The organism is Cellulomonas taurus (assembly GCF_012931845.1).
Taxonomy (GTDB): domain Bacteria; phylum Actinomycetota; class Actinomycetes; order Actinomycetales; family Cellulomonadaceae; genus Cellulomonas; species Cellulomonas taurus.
The window spans coordinates 2,005,428-2,020,242 of sequence record NZ_CP051884.1; the positions used below are offsets into that span (position 1 = coordinate 2,005,428).

The window sequence follows — 14,815 nt, forward strand, 5'->3', positions numbered from 1 at the left end:
CGACCGCCGACTCGGTCACGGTGTCCGTCGGTCGGCACCGTGGTCTTCCACGAACAGTCAGGGACGCTCGGCGTCCTCGGTCGTCGACGGGGCCGACTGTGCCGACGGGGCTGACGGTGCCGACGGGGCGGCGATCTTGGCCACCACGGCGGTCGCACCGTCGATCCGGCTCACCCGCACCTGGTCGTCGGCTGCCAGCACCACACCGTCCTCGGTCCGTGCCGACCACACCTCGCCACCGATCTTCACCCGGCCGCCGGAGCCGTCGGTCGGCTGCAGGACCGTGCCCAGCTTGCCGACCATCGCGGCGACGTTGGTCTCCACCAGGTCGACCCGGGTGCGCAGGTGCCGCAGCAGGAACGGCCGCAGCGCGAACAGCATCAGCAGCGCCACGGCGGCGGCCAGCACGATCTGCCAGACCAACGGCAGCCCGGCGGCAGCCCCGATCGCTCCGGCAGCGGCACCCGCCGCCAGCATGATGAACAGCAGGTCCAGGGTGAAGATCTCCAGCACTGCCAACAGCAGCGCTCCACCGAGCCACAACAGCCAGCCCATGATCGTCACTCCCTCTCAGGTCACACCGTGTCCGGAATGATCCTAGAGGATTTCTTTGCGATTCGCAGACTTTATTCTGCCGCCCGGGCCGTCCACCGATCACCACGACGCTCGACCTGCAACGGCGTGTCGAAGGCGGCGGTCAGATGCGCGTCGGTCAACACCTCGTCGATCGGACCGGCCGCGTGCACATGACCGTCCTTCATCAGCATCAGATGGGTGAAGCCCGGCGGGATCTCCTCGACGTGATGGGTCACCAGCACCAGAGCCGGGGACTTGCGGTCGGCCGCCAGCTCGGACAGCGCGGCGATCAGCTCCTCGCGCCCACCCAGGTCCAGCCCGGCGGCGGGCTCGTCCAGCAGCAGCAGCTCGGGGTCGGCCATCAGCGCGCGGGCGATCTGCACCCGCTTGCGCTCGCCCTCGCTCAGGGTGCCGTACAGCCGCTCCGCCAGGTGGGTCACCCCGAAGGCGGCCATCAGATCCGCCGCCCGCGCCTCGTCCACCGCCTCGTAGCTCTCCCGCCACCGACCGGTCACGCCGTAGGCGGCGGTGATCACCACGTCGCGCACCAGCTCGTCGCCGGGGATCCGCTCCGCCAGGGCCGCCGACGCCAGACCGATCCGCGGCCGCAGCTCGAAGACGTCCACCCGGCCCAACCGGCTGCCGAGCAGTTCGGCGGTGCCGGAGCTCGGGTGCATCCGACCGGAGGCGATCTGCAGCATCGTGGTCTTGCCCGCACCGTTGCGGCCCAGCACCACCCAGCGCTCCCCCTCGCGGACCCGCCAGGACAACCCGTCCAGGATGGTGGTGGTGCCGCGGCGGATGGACACGTCCTGGAGGTCGAGCACGTCGGTCATGGTCACGACCCTAACGGCCGGAGGCGAGCCGTGGTGGCGTGGACCCGCCCGGCGGCGTCTTACCGTGGTGGCGTGGACTCGCTGACCCTGCCGCGCTCCGTGCTGCTCGCCCTCTGGCTGGCCGAACCCTCCCCCGGCTCCGGCCCGGTCCAGCGCCTGCTGGACGCCGTGCAGGGCGAGGACGAACCGCACCGGGTGTCCACCACCGACGACGGTGACACCCCGGCGAGCCTCGCCGACCTGGTCGCGGTCTGGGCCTCCGGCCCGCGCACCGTCGCGGCCGTGCTGCCCGCCCCGGGGGACCCCGCCGGAGCGCCCGCCTCGGTCGCCGGAGCGGCGCAGGAGGCCGGCGAGGCGGTGCTGGTCAGCACGGTCGACGGCGACTGGGCGGCGGTGCCACGGGTGCAGTCCTTCGGCTCGGTCTACGAACCCGGGTACCTGGTGACCTGGCAGGTGTCCCGGGTGCCCGCCTGGCAGAACGCCCTGGTCGGCCAGGTCGGCACCCTGCGCGAGGCCGAGCGCGAGCTGACCGGCGCGCTGTCCCGGGCCACCGAGGCGCTGACCTCCCTGGACGTCGCGCGGTGGCGCGAGGACGCCGCCGAGCAGATCGCGGCCCTCAGCGCCGGGGCCGATCCCCGGTGGTCGCTACCGCCGGGGATGGACCAGCGCCGGGTCCGGGTGCTGACCCAGGCCGCCCGGCTCCGGGCGATCGTGGACCTCGCGACCGGGGACGACGGGGCCGCGGTCAACCTGTGGCAGGTGGACCAGCGCAGCACCGCCCTGCGCGATGTCGACCGGGCCGCCCGGCGCGCGCTGGCCGTCGCCACCCACCCGGCACCGCCCGTGCGCTGAGCCGCGCCGTCGGTCTCAGCCCAGCACCGAGCGGTAGACCTCCACGGTCCGGTCGGCGATGGCGTCCCAGGAGAAGTGGTCCTCGACCCGGGTACGGGCGGCCCGACCCCAGGCACGGGCACGGTCGGGGTCGGAGACCGCCTCGGTCAGCGCCGCCGCCAGATCGGCGACGAACCGGTCCGGGTCCACCGGGGTCCCGGTGCCGTCGGTCAGCTGCTCGATCGGCACCAGCCACCCGGTCACGCCGTCGTCGACCACCTCCGGGATGCCACCAGTGGCGGAACCCACCACCGGCAGACCCACCGCCATCGCCTCCAGGTTCACGATGCCCAGCGGCTCGTAGACCGAGGGGCACACGAAGACGGTGCCGGAGGCGAGCACGGCGATGAGCTCGTCCCGGGGCAGCATCTGCTCGATCCAGACCACCCCGTCCCGGCGGGCGCGCAGCCCGTCGACCAGCGCGGTGACCTCGGCCAGGATCTCCGGGGTGTCCGGCGCACCGGCGCACAGCACCAGCTGCACCTCCGGCGGCAGCGCCTCGGCCGCGCGCAACAAGTACGGCAGCCCCTTCTGCCGGGTGATCCGACCGACGAAGACCACCGCCGGTCGTTCCGGGTCGATGCCGTGCGACCGGGCGATCCGGGCGGTGGCGGCCTCGTCTGTCGGCCGCTGCCAGCCGGTCAGGTCGATCCCGTTGTGCACCACGTGCACCCGCTCCGGGTCGAGGTCGGGGTAACAACGCAGGATGTCGTCCCGCATCCCGGCACTGACCGCGATCACCGCGGCCGCGGACTCGAAGGCGGTCCGCTCGGCCCAGGACGACAGCGCGTAGCCGCCGCCGAGCTGCTCGGCCTTCCACGGCCGCAGCGGTTCCAGGCTGTGCGCCGAGACCACATGCGGCACCCCGTGCAGCAGACCGGCCAGGTGCCCGGCCAGGTTCGCGTACCAGGTGTGCGAATGCACCAGTTCGGCACCGGGTTCGATCCCGGCCACCATGCTCAGGTCCACCCCGAAGGTGCCGAGCGCCGGGTTCGCGCCCACCAGGTCGGCCGGCACGTCGTGACCGGTCACACCCGGCTCGTCGCGTGGGCCGTCGAAGCAGTGCACCCGCACGTCCAGCCGATCGCGCAGCACCGCGGCCAGTTCGGCCACGTGCACCCCCGCACCGCCGTAGATGTGGGGCGGGTACTCCCGCGTGAGCAGATCGACTCGCACAGCTCCTCCGTCCGTGTCGCGCCGGTGCGCGTTCGCGACACGCTAGCGCGAATCCGGCGGTTCCCCTCGCTCGGGAGCGCGGCGAGCCCTAGGGTCGGGGGCATGGCAGCGCCGCGCATCCTGGCAATCGTCCTCGCAGGTGGGGAGGGCAAGCGGCTGATGCCGCTCACCGAGAGTCGGGCCAAGCCCGCGGTCCCCTTCGGCGGTATCTACCGTCTGGTCGACTTCGCCCTCTCGAACCTGGTCAACTCCCGGTACCTGCACATCGTCGTGCTGACCCAGTACAAGTCGCACAGCCTCGACCGGCACGTGTCGAAGACCTGGCGGATGTCGACCCTGCTCGGCAACTACGTCTCCCCGGTCCCGGCGCAGCAGCGGGTCGGCAAGCACTGGTACCTGGGCAGCGCCGACGCGATCTACCAGTGCCTGAACATCCTCGACGACGAGAAGCCGGACATCGTGGTCGTGGTCGGCGCCGACCACGTCTACCGGATGGACTTCTCCCAGATGGTCGACCAGCACATCGCCTCCGGCGCCGAGATCACCGTCGCGGGCATCCGGCAGCCGATCGGGATGGCCGACCAGTTCGGGGTGATCGAGACCGACGCCGACGACCCGGTGAAGATCGCCGCCTTCCGGGAGAAGCCCACCGACCCGGTCGGCCTGCCCGACTCCCCCGGCGAGATCCTGGCCTCGATGGGCAACTACGTCGTCAACACCGACGCCCTGATCCGCGCCGTCACCGAGGACGCCGAGAACCCGACCTCCCGGCACGACATGGGCGGGGACCTGGTCCCGGCCTTCGTCGAGCGCGGGACGGCGGCGGTGTACGACTTCATCCACAACGACGTGCCGGGGTCCACCGACCGCGACCGGCAGTACTGGCGGGACGTCGGGACCCTGGACTCGTTCTACGACGCGAACCAGGACCTGATCTCCATCGAGCCGGTGTTCAACCTGTACAACGACCAGTGGCCGGTCTACACCGGGTACACCGGTCTGCCGCCGGCCAAGTTCGTGCACGCCGGTGCCGGTCGGCTCGGCCACGCCGCCGACTCGATCGTGTCCCCCGGTGTGATCGTCTCCGGCGCGACGGTCTCCGGTTCGGTGCTCTCCCCGGGCGTGTACCTGCACTCCTGGTCGCAGGTGACCGACTCGGTGCTGATGGACGGCTGCATCGTGAACCGGTACGCCCAGGTGCACCGGGCGATCCTGGACAAGAACGTCATCCTGGAGGAGCGGGCACGGGTCGGCATCGACCGGGAGGCGGACCTGGCGCGCGGCTTCACGGTCACCGAGTCCGGGATCACCGTGGTGCCGAAGAACACGGTGATCACCAGCTAGACGACCGGCCGGCGGGCAGGGTGATTCCGGTTACCCTGCCCGCGTGAACTCCTTCCCGCGCCTGGTCGTGATGGACGTCGACTCCACCCTGATCACCGCCGAGGTGATCGAGCTGCTGGCCGCGCGCGCCGGGTCGCTGGCCGAGGTCGCCGACGTCACCGAGCGGGCGATGCGCGGTGAGCTCGACTTCACCACCTCGCTGCGGGCGCGGGTGGCCACCCTGGCGGGTCTGCCCGAGTCGGTGTTCGCCGAGGTGCTGGCCGAGGTCGAGCTGACCCCCGGCGCCGAGGACCTGATCGCGGCCCTGGGACAGCGCGGCTGCGCGGTGGGCCTGGTGTCCGGCGGCTTCATCGAGGTCGTGGCGCCGCTGGCCGAACGGCTCGGCATCACCCGGACCCGGGCCAACGCCCTGGAGGTGGCCCGGGGTCACCTGACCGGCCGGGTCGCCGGGGAGGTGGTCGACCGCGCGGTGAAGGCGCGGACCCTGCGCGACTGGGCCGAGGCCGACGGGATCGACCTGGCGGACACGGTGGCGATCGGCGACGGGGCGAACGACCTGGACATGCTGGCCACGGCCGGATTCGGCGTGGCGTTCAACGCCAAGCCCGTGGTCGCGGCGCAGGCGGACGCCTCCGTCGACGGCCGATTGGACGCGGTACTCGACCTGCCGCCCTTCGCCGCCTGACCCACCAGGCCACCCGCCCCCACCGCCCGCCCAACACCCGCGCCCCGGCCACCCGGCGCGCGCGCCCGCCCCGCCCAGCGCCAGAGCCCCGCCCAGCCTCGCCTCGCGTCGAGCGCGAGGTCGGCACTTCCGCCCCGAAGTCGGCAGCTCAGCTCACGACCTGGGGGCCGACGTGCCGAACTCGACGCCGGGGACCCGGCCAGCCCGACCCCAGGCGACGGACACGCCGGGGTGCCGGACTGGGTGGCTGGCGGTCAGGCGGGGGCGACGACCGCACGCAGGTGCGCGGCGCCCGGGGCCCAGGCGGCGAACGGCGCGGCCGACTCCAGGACGCTGAACGTCGCGGTCGGCACCCCGGCACGCACCCGCGCCAGAGCCGCCGGGTCGGACTCCGCGGCGTCGGCCAGGGTGGCGGCGGTCTGCGAGACGGTGGGCTCGTGCCCGACCACCAGCAGGCGGTGAGTCGACTCCGGCACCGCGCGCACCAGCTCCAGCAGCTCACGCACCCCCGCGTCGTAGACCGCGTCGCTCAGGGTGGCGACCTCCGCCGGGACCTCCAGCCCGGTGCGCACCAGGTCCCAGGTCTGCCGGGTGCGCACCGCGGAGGACACCAGCACCGTCTCCGGCACCAGGCCGGCATCCCGCAGCGCGGCGCCGACACCGGTCGCCTGCCGACGCCCGTCCAGGGCCAGCGGACGCAGATGATCGGCCAGCGACTCAGCGGCCTCGGCCTTGGCGTGCCGCAGCAGGACGAGCTGGTAGGTAGTGGTCACACGGAACAGGGTCGCACGTCACTGACCCATGGCGTGCACACCGCCGTCGACGTGCACCATCTCTCCGGTGGTCATCGGGAACCAGTCGGAGAGCAGGGCGGCCACCGCACGGGCGGTCGGCTCCGGGTCGTTCACGTCCCAGCCCAGCGGCGCGCGCTCGCCCCAGTTCTCCTCCATCGCGGCGAAGCCGGGGATCGACTTCGCGGCGGTGGTGCGGATCGGCCCGGCGGAGACCAGGTTCACCCGGATGTTGTCAGCGCCCAGGTCGCGGGCCAGGTAGCGCGAGGTGTTCTCCAGCGCGGCCTTGGCCACACCCATCCAGTCGTAGACCGGCCAGGCGAACCGCGCGTCGAAGGTCAGGCCGACCAGCGATCCACCCTCGACCATCAGCGGCTTGGCGGCGACGGCCAGCGACTTGAAGGAGAACGCGGAGATCTCCAGTGCGGTCGCCACGTCCTGCCACTCGCCGGCCAGGAAGTTGCCGCCCATCACCGACTGCGGCGCGAAGCCGATCGAGTGCACCACGCCGTCCAGGCGGTCCACGTGCTCGCCGACCCGGGCCGCCAACTGGTCCAGGTCCTCGGCGCTGGTCACGTCGAGCTGCACCACCGGCGCCTCCTTCGGCAACCGGCGCGCGATGGCCTGGGTGAGCCGGAACTGGCGGCCGAAGGAGCTGAGCACGACCTCCGCGCCCTGCTCCTGCGCCAGCCGCGCGACGTGGAACGCGATAGAACCGTCGGTGAGCACACCGGTGACCAGCAGCTTCTTGCCTTCGAGCAGACCCATGAGTCGTCGTCCTGTCCTGTAGTCGTGAGAGAAGTTCAGTGGCCCATGCCGAGGCCGCCGTCGACCGGCAGTACGGCACCGGAGATGTACCCGGCGGCGGGCGAGGCGAGGAATTCCACGGCGGCGGCGATGTCGTCGGCGGCACCGAACCGTGCGGCTGGGATCGACGACAGGTACGCCTGCTGCCGGTCGTCGGGCAGCGACTCGGTCATCGCGGTCTCGATGAAGCCGGGTGCGACCACGTTGGCGGTGATGCCACGGGCGCCGAGCTCGCGGGTGATCGAGCGGGCCATGCCGACCAGGCCGGCCTTGCTCGCGGTGTAGTTGATCTGCCCGGCGTTGCCGTAGAGGCCGACCACGGAGCCGATCATCACGATCCGTCCGCGACGCAGCCGGATCATGCCCTTCGAGGCGCGGCGCACGCAGCGGAACACCCCGGTCAGGTTGACGTCCAGCACCGCCTCGAAGTCCTCGTCGGTCATCCGCATCAGCAGACCATCGCGGGTGACCCCGGCGTTCGCGACCAGCACCTCGACCGGACCGTGCTCCGCCTCGATCTGCGCGAAGGCGGCGTCGACGGCGGCGGTGTCCGACACGTCACCGGGCACCGCGAGCACGCCCTCGGGCACGTCGCCGCCGGAGCGGACCAGGGTCGCGACCCGGTCGCCCTGGGCGACGAAGCGCTCGGCGATCGCCCGTCCGATGCCACGGGTGGCACCGGTGACGAGCACGCTGCGGGGCTGGGATTCTGGGGTCTGGGTCACGGACATCGACGCTAACCGAGTCCGCAGGCGCACACCGTGCAACACGGCGGCACAGGTTGCGGGCCGGTCGTTGTCCGAATCGCACAATCCGGTGACCAGCGCCACGATCCTCGACCCGTCGCTGCGCGCAGGACACGCCTACGATCAGATGTGCCCAGGCGGACCCCTCCCGCAGTCAGCGTCACCAGCGCTCCCCAGTCGCTGGCCGCCGACCAGTCGCGCCGCGCCTCCCGGTACCTGCTCCAGATGGGCGTTCGGGTGGCCTGCTTCCTGCTCGCGGTGCTGCTCTGGCGGCACGTCCCGGTCTGGGTGAGCATCCTGCTGATCGTCGGCGCCGTGGTCCTGCCGTACACCGCCGTGCTGTTCGCGAACGCCGGTCGGGAACGGGTGGCCGGGGGCACGGCGGTCGACCTGCCGCAGTTGAGCGCCGGACCCGCCACCCGGCCGGCCGCGCCGCGTCCCACCGACGGCCGGACCACCGACCACAGAGCGGCGCCGAAGGACACTGGTGCCAGCCGGGCGTCCGGGGACTCCGACGACCGCGCGTCCCACGACCGCACCACCGACGAGCGGAGCACCGATGACCGCTGAGCCGACCGCCGACGACGCACCCGAGCTGCTCTGCTCGGCCCGGGGCTGCCACGCCGACGCGACCTGGGGCGTGCTCTGGAACAACCCGAAGCTGCACACCCCGGACCGGCGCAAGGTCTGGCTGGCGTGCGACGACCACCGTGTCCAGCTGGAGGAGTACCTGGGCGCACGGCTGTTCTTCAAGGAGTCGGTGCCGGTCGCGGCCCTGGACTCGATGGACCTGGGCACCCGGCCGGGAGCCTTCGGCCGATGACGCTGTCCCCCGCCACCCGTCGCGCCGTCGGACTGGTCCTGCTCGCCGTCGTGCTGGCCACCGCCTGCACCTTCCTCGGCCGCTGGCAGTGGAACCGGCACGTGCACCGCGACGCCGCGATCCGGCTGGTGCAGACCAACTACGACGCCGACCCGGTCCCGCTGACCGATCTGCTGCCCACAGTCGACGACGCCCTCGACCCGGCGAAGGTCTGGCACCCGGTGACGGTCACCGGCCGCTACGACGCCGACGGCACCGTCCTGCTGCGCAACCGACCGGTCAACAGCCAGCCCGGCTTCCACGTCCTGGTGCCCCTGGTGCAGGACGACGGCAGCACCCTGGTCGTCGACCGGGGGTGGGTCGCCTGGGACGCGGACGCCTCCGGCGAGGTCGATGTCCCCGCACCGCCCGCCGGCGAGGTCACGGTCACCGCGCGGCTGCGACCGCAGGAGGTGGCCAGCACCCGCAGCGCCCCGGCCGGACAGGTGCAGGCGATCAACGTCGACCAGGTGCTCGCCGCCGGTGGCGACAGCGAACTCGACGCATACACCGCCTACGGCGCGCTGGTCAGCGAATCACCGACCGCCGCCACCGCCCTCGGCCCGTTGCCCACCCCCAGCACCGACCCCGGCTCCCACCTGTCCTACGCGTTCCAGTGGTGGACGTTCGGCATCGGTGCCCTGGTCGGGTTCGGCTGGATGGCCCGACGGGAGATCCGGGACGAGCGCGGCATCCCCCGCGGGCCGGGCGTGGCGCTGGGCGATCTGATCCCCGACGAGCAGGGCAACCTGCGCGCCCCGCGCACCCGCCGGGTCTCCGACGAGGACACCGAGGACGCGCTGATCGACGCGCAGCTGCGCTGAGCGCCCGGCCCCATCACCGGGCACTCCGAGCAGGCCGGGCGGCGTCCGTCGCGTCGAGGGGGCATGTCCCGATCCACGTGCCGCTCCGAATCGCCTCGGGTGCTGCGACTGCGCACGTGATCCGCGCTTTCGCACGCGGCAGGGTGCCATCGCCCGGTCCTGGGGCGGGGTCTGACAGAGTGGGCGGATGGAACGGGGGCGAAGGCGCGCGCTGCCGCTGACCGTGATCGGGGCGGCGGTGCTGGTGCTGGTCGTGGGGCAGATGGTCGTGCCGTCGTCGCACCGCATGCTGCTTGGGATGCTGGGACCACCCGCCGCCACCGCGCTGCTCTGGCTGCTGGGCTCCCGCGATCGGCGCCCTGGGGGCCCGGGCACCCGCCCGCACGCCTCCGAGGGCGGCCCGGACGGCGGACCGTCCTCGCAGGTGCCCGCACGTCCTCTGCCGCGCGATGCCGACGCCGCCGCCAGCGCACCGGGCTACGGACTGACCGCGGTGCTGACGGCGCTGCTGTGCCTGCTCGCCACCCCGGTCGTGCTGCTGTACCTGCCGGGTCCGATCGCTCCGCTCGCCCTCGCCCTGGCGGTGCTTGGTGCCCGCGGCCGTGACGGGTGGCTGCTGATCGCCGCCGGGGTGCTCGCGATCGCCTCGCCGTTGCCGGGTCTGCCACCCTCGGTGTGGATGGACACCCCGCGCAGTACCGCCGCTGTCGCGGCGCTGGTCGCGCAGGCCGCCGTGGGAGGCGGGATGCTCCTGGCTGCCCGACGCGCGGCAGGCGACACCTCCCGGATCGCGCACACCGAGCCGCCCGTCCGGACCTGAACGCCGGCACTGACCACCGCCCCCGCCCGGGGTCAGGCGGTCAGGGGGTCAGGGGGTCAGGCCAGCGTGACCAGGTCCAGGTAGCTCGGGTTCCAGAGGTCCTCGTCGCCGTCGGGCAGCAGGACGACCCGCTCGGGCTGGAGTGCCTCGACGGCACCCTCGTCGTGGGAGACCAGGACGACGGCGCCGGTGTACGAGCGCAGCGCCGCCAGGATCTCCTCGCGCGAGGCCGGGTCGAGGTTGTTGGTCGGCTCGTCCAGCAGCAGCACGTTCGCGCTGGAGACGACCAGGGCCGCGAGCGCCAGGCGGGTCTTCTCGCCGCCGGACAGCACCCCGGCGATCTTGTCCGCGTCGTCGCCGGAGAACAGGAACGAGCCGAGCACCGATCGCACCTGGGTGTCGGTCAGGTCGGGGGCCTGCGAGCGCAGGTTCTCCACCACTGTCCGGTCCAGGTCCAGGGTCTCGTGCTCCTGGGCGTAGTAGCCGAGCTTGAGTCCGTGGCCGGGGATGACCTCGCCGGTGTCCGGCTCCATGATCCCGCCGAGCATCCGCAGCAGCGTGGTCTTACCCGCACCGTTGAGTCCGAGCACCACCACCCGGCTGCCCTTGTCGATGGCCAGGTCGACCCCGGCGAACACCTCCTGCGAGCCGTAGGACTTAGACAGGTCGGCGGCGGTCAGCGGTGTCTTGCCGCAGGGAGCCGGCTCGGGGAACCGCAGCTTGGCGACCTTGTCCTGGGCACGCACCTCGTCCAGACCGGACAGCAGACGCTCGGCGCGACGGGCCATGTTCTGGGCGGCGACGGTCTTGGTGGCCTTGGCGCGCATCTTGTCCGCCTGCGCCATCAGCGCCGAGGCCTTCTTCTCCGCGTTGGCGCGCTCACGGCGACGGCGCTTCTCGTCCGTCTCTCGCTGCTTGAGGTAGGCGTCCCAGCCCAGGTTGTACTGGTCCAGCTCGCCCCGGTTGGCGTCCAGGTGGAAGACCTTGTTCACGGTGGCGCGCAGCAGCTCGACATCGTGGCTGATCACGATGAACCCGCCCGGGTACACCTTGAGGTAGTCGCGCAGCCAGCTGATCGAGTCGGCGTCCAGGTGATTGGTCGGCTCGTCCAGCAGCAGGGTGTCGGCGCCGGAGAACAGGATGCGGGCCAGCTCGACCCGTCGGCGCTGACCACCGGAGAGCGTGCCGAGCGTCTGCCCGAGCACCCGGTCGTCCAGACCGAGGTTCGCGGTGATCCGGTGCGCCTCGGACTCGGCGGCGTAGCCACCACCGGCGGTGAAGCGCGCTTCCAGCTTCTCGTAGCGGTTCATCGCCTTGGTGCGCACGGTGTCGTCCTCGGAGGCCATCTCCGCCTCGGTGGCGCGCATCTTCGCGATCACCTCGTCCAGGCCACGGGCCGACAGCACCCGGTGCATCGCGAGCTGGGCGGGGTCGCCCGCCTTGGAGTCCTGCGGCAGGTAGCCGATGTCCCCGGCGGAGGTGATCGTGCCCCCGGTGGGCTGGGTCTCCCCCGCGAGCGTCTTGGTCAGGGTCGTCTTGCCCGCACCGTTACGACCGACCAGCCCGATCCGGTCCCCCGCCGCGACCCGGAAGGTGGTGGCGGACAGCAGCGTGCGTGCCCCGATCTGCAGCTCGACGCCCTGCGCTGTGATCACCGTGTTACTCCTGACGGGCCGTGCCCGATCGCGGCACCGGCCCACCGGTGGCGGGTGCGCCGTCCGGACGGGCTCGGCGACTGTGCGGAAACCTCCTGGTGCCGACCACCGTCGACACAAACGCCGCCCAGTCTACGGGCGGCCCGGGTGAGGGAGCACGCAGATTCTCCGCTGGCGAATTCCTCCAACTCCGCGCCGGGGGCTCTGTCCGTGCGGTGGGTGCTGTGCGGTGGTCCGGCGAACTAGCGTGGCCGCTCGGTGCATCCCGCATCGACGACTGGAGGCCCCGTGACCGACCCGCAGCCGCACACCACCCCTGCCACGTCCGGCGCCCTCCCCGCCCCGGCCACGTCCGCCACGCTCCCGGCGCCGGCCACTCGCCGGTCGGCGGCGACGGATCTGGCGCTGATCGCGTCCTTCGCCGCCCTGGTCGCCGTGTGCGCCGTGCTGCCCGCGATCCCGGTCGGTGGTCCGGTCCCGATCACCCTGCAGACCTTCGCGGTGGCCCTCACCGGCCTGGTCCTCGGCCCGCGTCGTGGGTTCCTGGCGCTGCTGCTGTACGTGGTCGTCGGCCTGGTCGGGCTGCCGGTGCTCTCCGGTGCGGTCGGTGGCCTCGGCGTGTTGGCCGGGCCGTCGGCCGGGTACCTGCTGTCCTTCCCCCTGGCTGCCGCGCTCGCCGGTGCCGGATCGCTGCTGGCCCGCCGGGTCGCCGGACGGTGGCAGGTACCCGCCCTGTTCGCCGCCGCCACCGTCGCCAGCCTGCTGGTCGTGCACCCGCTGGGCATCGCGGTGATGGGCTGGCGGCTGGGCCTGTCGCCGACCGAGGCGCTGACCGCCGGGGCGGTGTTCCTCCCGGGCGATGTCGTGAAGAACGTGCTGGCAGCCGTGGTCGCCGCCGCCGTGCTGCGCGCGTACCCGGAGCTGCGGCGCCGGTGATCGAGCTCCGGGGTGCGCTGGTCACCGCCGATCCACCGCGGTCCGCCGACGAGCGGGGTCGTCGGGGACGGCGTGCCGGTACCGCCGCGGAGCCGATCGCACGCCACGACGGACCGCTGCGCATCCTCGGCCCGATCGACCTCACCCTGACCGAGCAGCGGATCGCCGTGGTGGGTGCCAACGGTTCCGGCAAGTCGACGCTGGCCCGACTGCTGAACGGCCTCACGCTGCCCGCCGCAGGCCAGGTGCTGATCGACGGCCTGGACACTCGCCGCGACGGTCACGCCGTGCGTCGCCGAGTCGGCTTCCTGTTCACCGACCCGGACGCACAGATCGTCATGCCCACCCCGGTCGAGGACGTCGCGCTCTCCCTGCGCCGCACCGGGGTGCCCCCCGCCGACCGCGATGCTCGTGCCCGCGACGTGCTGGCGCGGGTGGGGCTGGCCGAGCGCGCCGACCTTCCGGTGCGCGCGCTCTCCGGCGGGCAGCGCCAGTTGCTCGCGCTGGCCGCCGTGCTCGCCACCGAACCGGACATCCTGGTCTGCGACGAGCCGACCACGCTGCTCGACCTGCGCTGGCGGCGGGTCGTGACCGACCTGATCGCCGGGTTGTCGCAGCAGGTGGTGCTGGTGACCCACGACCTGGACGCGGCGGCTCGGGCCGACCGGGTGCTGGTGGTCGACGACGGCCGGATCGTCGCGGATGGCGCCCCGGAGGCGACTTTGGCGACATATCGCCTGCTGATGGGCGTGGACGACGAGGCCCGTCGCGGATGAGGCAGCCCGCGCACCCGGAGCACGACGCATCCGTGCCGAGCCAATCGAGCCAGCCGAGCCAGACGAGCCAGACGAGCCAGCCTGCGTCGACGCGGCTGAACAGTGCGCCCGCCGCGTCGGCAACCCGCCCCACCGTCGCCAAGCTGCTCGCACTCGCCCTGCTCGGCATCGCGGTCGTCGCTCTCCGCGGCCCGCTGTCCGCGTTGCTCCTTCTCACCGCCGTCCTCACCTGCGCAGCCCTCGCTCGGCTTCCGGTGCGTGCCACCGCCCGCGCGCTGCTGCCGATCCTGGTCACCGCCGCCCTCGCCGCCGGTTACCAGTGGTGGGCCCGCGGCCCGGCCGCCGCCGTCGAGGTCGCCGCCGACCTGCTCACCCTGGTCCTGGCCGCCGCCGTGCTCACCGCCACCACTCCCGCCGACCAGCTGCTGGACGTGCTGTCCGCCGCCGTCCGCCCGCTGCGCCGGGTGGGCGTGAACCCGGACGCCCTCGCACTGGCCGTCACTCTCCTGCTGCGGACGGTCCCGGAGATCGCCCGGGTGGTCGGCGAGGTGCGAGATGCCGCCCGGGCGCGCGGGTTGTCGCGGGACCCCCGGCTGTGGCTCACCCCGGCGGTGCTGCGGGTGGTCGGACGCGCCCGGGATCAGGGCGAGGCGCTGGCGGCGCGCGGGATTCTGGACTGAGGGGCGTTCCCACGCCAGGATCGGAACGTGTCCTTCACCTCGGCCCCGGAACCCACCCTCGCCCAGCTCGGCGACATCATGCTGTCCGAGCACTGGATCAGCACCCCATGGGGCTCCGCGCCGCTGAGCGGCGCACAGTGGCACGCATCCGACCAGGCGTACCCCACCGAACGGATCCCGGTGTGGGCGATCGTGCTGGCGGTCGTGCTCTTCCCGCTCGGCTTGTTCTTCCTGCTGATGAAGGAGACCCGGTGGGAGGGCTGGATCGAGGTCACGGTCCGGGCATCCGGCCTGGCACACACCACGCGGCTGCCCTACACCCCGGCGGCCTCGGCGTACGTCGCGCAGACGCTGGCCTGGGCGCAGTCGCGCTCCTGACCCCGAGACGGGGAGCGACCGGCCCGCCGCGC

General features: G+C 72.9%; 18 protein-coding genes. 11 read left to right on the forward strand and 7 right to left on the reverse strand.

Annotated features, from left to right (window positions below):
* Window positions 1-57: 57 nt before the first annotated feature.
* Both HGK68_RS09325 and HGK68_RS09330 read right to left on the reverse strand, forming a co-directional pair.
* Window positions 58-555 carry an NfeD family protein gene (locus HGK68_RS09325; protein ID WP_169165720.1) on the reverse strand — a complete coding sequence of 166 codons (498 nt, stop codon included), beginning with the start codon at window positions 553-555 and terminating at the stop codon, window positions 58-60.
* A 71-nt stretch (window positions 556-626) separates the two neighbouring features.
* Window positions 627-1,412 (reverse strand): ABC transporter ATP-binding protein, encoded by a 786-nt coding sequence (locus tag HGK68_RS09330; protein ID WP_169165721.1) that lies wholly within the window; start codon window positions 1,410-1,412, stop codon window positions 627-629.
* A 72-nt stretch (window positions 1,413-1,484) separates the two neighbouring features.
* Here HGK68_RS09330 and HGK68_RS09335 point away from each other — a divergent pair, with 72 nt between their 5' ends.
* Window positions 1,485-2,264: a hypothetical protein gene (locus HGK68_RS09335; RefSeq protein WP_169165722.1), complete on the forward strand. Its 780-nt coding sequence runs from the start codon at window positions 1,485-1,487 to the stop codon at window positions 2,262-2,264.
* Window positions 2,265-2,279: 15 nt separating this feature from the next.
* Here the strand turns inward: HGK68_RS09335 and glgA are convergent, their stop codons facing one another.
* Window positions 2,280-3,479 carry a glycogen synthase gene (gene glgA / locus HGK68_RS09340; protein ID WP_169165723.1) on the reverse strand — a complete coding sequence of 400 codons (1,200 nt, stop codon included), beginning with the start codon at window positions 3,477-3,479 and terminating at the stop codon, window positions 2,280-2,282.
* A 102-nt stretch (window positions 3,480-3,581) separates the two neighbouring features.
* Here glgA and HGK68_RS09345 point away from each other — a divergent pair, with 102 nt between their 5' ends.
* Window positions 3,582-4,823 (forward strand): glucose-1-phosphate adenylyltransferase, encoded by a 1,242-nt coding sequence (locus HGK68_RS09345; protein ID WP_169165724.1) that lies wholly within the window; start codon window positions 3,582-3,584, stop codon window positions 4,821-4,823.
* 70 nt (window positions 4,824-4,893) lie between these two features.
* A complete protein-coding gene (serB, locus tag HGK68_RS09350) occupies window positions 4,894-5,508 on the forward strand; it encodes a phosphoserine phosphatase SerB (protein ID WP_169167039.1) in 615 nt (204 codons plus the stop codon).
* A 254-nt stretch (window positions 5,509-5,762) separates the two neighbouring features.
* Here serB and HGK68_RS09355 read toward each other — a convergent pair whose 3' ends face one another.
* The 3 genes from HGK68_RS09355 to fabG are packed head-to-tail and all read right to left on the reverse strand — an operon-like array spanning window position 5,763 to window position 7,831.
* Complete coding sequence (locus HGK68_RS09355; RefSeq protein ID WP_246260241.1) at window positions 5,763-6,281, reverse strand: SixA phosphatase family protein; 519 nt, start codon at window positions 6,279-6,281, stop codon at window positions 5,763-5,765.
* 18 nt (window positions 6,282-6,299) lie between these two features.
* The gene (fabI, locus tag HGK68_RS09360) at window positions 6,300-7,067 is read right to left on the reverse strand and encodes an enoyl-ACP reductase FabI (RefSeq protein ID WP_169165725.1); all 768 of its coding nucleotides are present in this window, start codon (window positions 7,065-7,067) and stop codon (window positions 6,300-6,302) included.
* Window positions 7,068-7,102: 35 nt separating this feature from the next.
* Window positions 7,103-7,831: a 3-oxoacyl-ACP reductase FabG gene (gene fabG / locus HGK68_RS09365; RefSeq protein WP_425483646.1), complete on the reverse strand. Its 729-nt coding sequence runs from the start codon at window positions 7,829-7,831 to the stop codon at window positions 7,103-7,105.
* Window positions 7,832-7,981: 150 nt separating this feature from the next.
* Between fabG and HGK68_RS09370 the strand changes: the two genes are divergently transcribed.
* From HGK68_RS09370 to HGK68_RS09385, 4 genes are all read left to right on the forward strand, one after another.
* Entirely contained in the window at window positions 7,982-8,422 is a 441-nt protein-coding gene (locus tag HGK68_RS09370) for a DUF3099 domain-containing protein (RefSeq protein ID WP_169165727.1), read from the forward strand.
* On the forward strand, window positions 8,412-8,675 hold the full coding sequence (locus tag HGK68_RS09375) for a hypothetical protein (protein ID WP_169165728.1): 264 nt from the start codon (window positions 8,412-8,414) through the stop codon (window positions 8,673-8,675). Before HGK68_RS09370 ends, HGK68_RS09375 begins: the two co-directional genes overlap by 11 nt.
* Window positions 8,672-9,538 (forward strand): SURF1 family cytochrome oxidase biogenesis protein, encoded by an 867-nt coding sequence (locus tag HGK68_RS09380; protein WP_169165729.1) that lies wholly within the window; start codon window positions 8,672-8,674, stop codon window positions 9,536-9,538. Before HGK68_RS09375 ends, HGK68_RS09380 begins: the two co-directional genes overlap by 4 nt.
* 187 nt (window positions 9,539-9,725) lie before the next feature.
* A complete protein-coding gene (locus HGK68_RS09385; RefSeq protein WP_169165730.1) occupies window positions 9,726-10,358 on the forward strand; it encodes a hypothetical protein in 633 nt (210 codons plus the stop codon).
* Window positions 10,359-10,414: 56 nt separating this feature from the next.
* Here HGK68_RS09385 and abc-f read toward each other — a convergent pair whose 3' ends face one another.
* Window positions 10,415-12,013 (reverse strand): ribosomal protection-like ABC-F family protein, encoded by a 1,599-nt coding sequence (gene abc-f / locus HGK68_RS09390; protein WP_169165731.1) that lies wholly within the window; start codon window positions 12,011-12,013, stop codon window positions 10,415-10,417.
* A gap of 288 nt (window positions 12,014-12,301) precedes the next feature.
* Here abc-f and HGK68_RS09395 point away from each other — a divergent pair, with 288 nt between their 5' ends.
* From HGK68_RS09395 to HGK68_RS09410, 4 genes are all read left to right on the forward strand, one after another.
* Entirely contained in the window at window positions 12,302-12,949 is a 648-nt protein-coding gene (locus HGK68_RS09395) for a biotin transporter BioY (RefSeq protein ID WP_169165732.1), read from the forward strand.
* Between the two features lie 95 nt (window positions 12,950-13,044).
* A complete protein-coding gene (locus tag HGK68_RS09400; protein ID WP_246260724.1) occupies window positions 13,045-13,725 on the forward strand; it encodes an energy-coupling factor ABC transporter ATP-binding protein in 681 nt (226 codons plus the stop codon).
* 32 nt (window positions 13,726-13,757) lie between these two features.
* Window positions 13,758-14,405, forward strand: coding sequence for a CbiQ family ECF transporter T component (locus tag HGK68_RS09405; RefSeq protein ID WP_169165733.1), 648 nt, complete (start codon window positions 13,758-13,760; stop codon window positions 14,403-14,405).
* Between the two features lie 27 nt (window positions 14,406-14,432).
* On the forward strand, window positions 14,433-14,783 hold the full coding sequence (locus HGK68_RS09410) for a hypothetical protein (RefSeq protein WP_169165734.1): 351 nt from the start codon (window positions 14,433-14,435) through the stop codon (window positions 14,781-14,783).
* Window positions 14,784-14,815: the final 32 nt, after the last annotated feature.

What these genes read in the sequence shown, in the direction of transcription:
- HGK68_RS09325 (WP_169165720.1), bottom strand. Translation starts at nt 555, where the DNA reads ATGGGCTGGCTGTTGTGGCTCGGTGGAGCGCTGCTGTTGGCAGTGCTG.
- HGK68_RS09330 (WP_169165721.1), bottom strand. Translation starts at nt 1,412, where the DNA reads ATGACCGACGTGCTCGACCTCCAGGACGTGTCCATCCGCCGCGGCACC.
- HGK68_RS09345 (WP_169165724.1), top strand. Translation starts at nt 3,582, where the DNA reads ATGGCAGCGCCGCGCATCCTGGCAATCGTCCTCGCAGGTGGGGAGGGC.
- serB (WP_169167039.1), top strand. Translation starts at nt 4,894, where the DNA reads ATGGACGTCGACTCCACCCTGATCACCGCCGAGGTGATCGAGCTGCTG.
- fabI (WP_169165725.1), bottom strand. Translation starts at nt 7,067, where the DNA reads ATGGGTCTGCTCGAAGGCAAGAAGCTGCTGGTCACCGGTGTGCTCACC.
- HGK68_RS09375 (WP_169165728.1), top strand. Translation starts at nt 8,412, where the DNA reads ATGACCGCTGAGCCGACCGCCGACGACGCACCCGAGCTGCTCTGCTCG.
- HGK68_RS09380 (WP_169165729.1), top strand. Translation starts at nt 8,672, where the DNA reads ATGACGCTGTCCCCCGCCACCCGTCGCGCCGTCGGACTGGTCCTGCTC.
- HGK68_RS09385 (WP_169165730.1), top strand. Translation starts at nt 9,726, where the DNA reads ATGGAACGGGGGCGAAGGCGCGCGCTGCCGCTGACCGTGATCGGGGCG.